Origin of the sequence: Flavonifractor sp. DFI.6.63 (assembly GCF_024462255.1) — a bacterium.
In the GTDB taxonomy this organism is placed as follows: Bacteria; Bacillota; Clostridia; order Oscillospirales; family Oscillospiraceae; genus Lawsonibacter_A; species Lawsonibacter_A hominis.
In genome coordinates this window covers 1-2,663 of sequence record NZ_JANGBE010000063.1, presented here as the reverse complement: position 1 = coordinate 2,663, position 2,663 = coordinate 1, and the positions used below count along the sequence as shown (strand labels likewise).

3 protein-coding genes are annotated in these 2,663 nt (G+C 60.6%); 1 reads left to right on the top strand and 2 read right to left on the bottom strand.

The features are described from left to right. Positions 1-100: 100 nt before the first annotated feature. Positions 101-1,189, bottom strand: a complete 1,089-nt coding sequence (locus tag NE547_RS17815) for a hypothetical protein (RefSeq protein ID WP_256176607.1) — start codon at positions 1,187-1,189, stop codon at positions 101-103. Positions 1,190-1,317: 128 nt separating this feature from the next. Then, positions 1,318-2,088, bottom strand: a complete 771-nt coding sequence (sigG, locus tag NE547_RS17810) for an RNA polymerase sporulation sigma factor SigG (RefSeq protein ID WP_256176608.1) — start codon at positions 2,086-2,088, stop codon at positions 1,318-1,320. 157 nt (positions 2,089-2,245) lie between these two features. On the opposite strand from sigG, the gene NE547_RS17805 reads away from it, so the two are divergent. Beyond that, entirely contained in the window at positions 2,246-2,623 is a 378-nt protein-coding gene (locus NE547_RS17805; protein ID WP_186907174.1) for an MmcQ/YjbR family DNA-binding protein, read from the top strand. Positions 2,624-2,663: the final 40 nt, after the last annotated feature.

Below are 2,663 nucleotides of genomic sequence, written 5' to 3'. Positions count from 1 at the left end.
GAAAGCATCCTGTCCGGTTTGATACCGGACAGGATGCTTTTTTCGTTTTCGGACCACCGGCGCACAGGCAGGGGGGCCCTTCTTACGGCTGAACCGGCGCTCACTTCGCCAGTACGCCTTTTTGCACGTTGACGATAAAGTCCTGCACGTTGGTAACGATGGTCCGCACGGAAAGGCTGCCCCGGTCCCGCAGCTTGTTCACCGCAAACTCCGAAATATCCACCGAGTAGAAGTAGACCGGCCGGACCGCCCCGTCCACGACGCGGTAGGACGGAGTCATATTGCCGGTGGCCACCGTGTGGAGGGTGGACGCCATGCAGATGACGGTGGTGGCGCGCTTGACCTGCTCCCGCATGGCATTCTGGCCTTCATACACGTTGCCGTAGACCTCGGGCAGCGGGCCGTCGTCCCGTACGGAGCCCACCAGCACATAGGGCACCTGGTTTTTCACGCACTCATAGAGGATGCCGTCTTTTACGTTCCCGCTGTTCACAAAAGCGGCGGTGGAGCCCAGCGCCCGGACCGCGTTGAGGGTGTCGATATGGTTGTAGTGGCCGTTGAGCTGGCTCTTCTGCGTATAAATGTCCTGGCCCAGCGCGGTGCGCAGGTAGCCCGCCTCCAGATCATGGGTGGCCAGGGCGTTGCCGGCCATCAGAGCGTTGACATAGCCTCCCCGCACCAGAGCGGCAAAGGCGCTGCGGGCGTCCGCGTCAAAGGCGCAGGCGGGTCCCAGCACCCAGACGATATACCCGTGCTCCTTTTCATACCGAAGCAGCTCGTAGATCGAGTCGTAATCCATGGAATAGGCCGTCTCCCGGGAGCGCCCCTGACGGAAGGCAAAGGTCTCCCCTTCCCCGCCGGGCTGCTCAAAGCCCGCGGCGTGGACGTAGATCCCCTCAGAGCCGTCCTCGGTGCGCCCCACCACCACCGGCTCGCCCGCTTTCAGGTTGCGGAATTCCACCGCTGCCACCGCCCCGCCCCGAAGCACCGCCACACAGTCCATACGGCTCTCTTCGGCCAGCAGCCACCGGCCGCCGATCTTGAAATATTCCGGAAAGATCGTGGTGGCGTGGTAGCCCTCCGGGGCTACCCCATCCCGGGGCGCCGGACGCAGGATGACGTCCGGGACCGTTTGGAAGCGTGCCTGGCTGAAATCGGGCGCGCGGTATTCCGGCAGGATAAAGGACATGAAAAAAGACCTCCCTCATTTTGCTTTCTGCAAGCAGTATAGCACGGAAGGCCACCCTATGTAAAGCCGCCCGGCGGCGGCTTGGTCTGCGGCAAAGCGCTCGGCTGGCCGCACTTGCGGCGAAGCCTCTACAGGTTCTTTTTGATCTGGCTGATCGCGTTCTTTTCCAGGCGGGAGACCTGGGCCTGGGAAATGCCGACCTCGGCGGAGACTTCCATCTGGGTTTTGCCCTCGAAAAAGCGCAGGTTCAGGATCTTCCGCTCCCGGTCGCTCAGGCGGTTCATGGCCTCCTTCAGGGCGATCTGTTCCAGCCAGCTCTCGTCCGTATTTTTGGAATCCTTTACCTGATCCATCACGCAAATGGTGTCCCCGCCGTGGTCATAGACCGGCTCATACAGGGAGACCGGGTCCACGATGGCGTCCAGCGCGAAGACGACCTCCTCCCGCTTGATCTCCAGGATCTTGGCGATCTCCTCGATCGTGGGCTCCTTTTGGTGCTCGCTGATATACTTCTCCTTCGCCTGCAGTACCTTATAGGCCGTATCCCGCATGGAGCGGGACACCCGCAGGGAGCTGTTGTCCCGCAGATAGCGGCGGATCTCCCCCACGATCATGGGTACGCCGTAGGTGGAAAAGCGCACATCCAGATCCGTATTGAAATTATCGATGGCCTTGATCAGCCCGATACACCCCACCTGAAACAGATCATCCACATTTTCACCGCGGTTGGTGAACTTCTGGATCACCGAGAGCACCAGGCGCAGATTGCCCGCGATGAGCTGCTCCCGGGCCTCCATATCCCCCCCGCGCGCACGCTTCAACAGCTCCATGGTCTCCTCGCTTTTGAGCACCTTGAGCTTGGAGGTGTTCACCCCGCAGATCTCTACCTTGCCCTGCATTCCCATGGTTCCCTCCTGCTGAAAAACTGTGTTAACAGTATTTCCGGGGCGGTAGCTTTCATACGGCTGGGAACGCAATGATATTTTTTATCGTGGGACGCTTTTCGATGGACTTCGTTTATGGTATGCTGGATACGCTGAAAAGGAGGCGGTCTTTATGAATCTTTACCCCTGGCTGGAGGATTACCTGATGGCCAAGCCCGGCGCGGAGCAGGATTTTAAGCTTGAGTGGCAGTGGCAGCGGTATATGGTGCGCGGCAAATTGTTTGCCGCGGTATGTACGCCCGGCCCGGAGCACCGGCCCCACGCCGGACGGACCATGGTCATCCTGAAATGCGATCCCCGGCTTGCCGAGGCCTTCCGGGCGGAGTACCCGGATATCGTGCCGGGGTTCTACTCCGATAAGCGCACCTGGAATTCAGTCTATCTGGACGGCGCAGTGCCGGAGCAGGTACTGCGCGACCTGTGCGATATGTCCTACCAGCTGGTGGCGGCCAAGCTGCCCAAGTATGTTCAGCGGGAATTGACCGAATAACGGAAGACGGGGGCCCCGGCAAAGCCGGGGCTCCCGTCAG

Bases quoted from the DNA above. Each gene is read 5' to 3' on its own strand.
- NE547_RS17815 (WP_256176607.1), bottom strand. From the start codon at position 1,189: ATGTCCTTTATCCTGCCGGAATACCGCGCGCCCGATTTCAGCCAGGCA.
- sigG (WP_256176608.1), bottom strand. From the start codon at position 2,088: ATGCAGGGCAAGGTAGAGATCTGCGGGGTGAACACCTCCAAGCTCAAG.
- NE547_RS17805 (WP_186907174.1), top strand. From the start codon at position 2,246: ATGAATCTTTACCCCTGGCTGGAGGATTACCTGATGGCCAAGCCCGGC.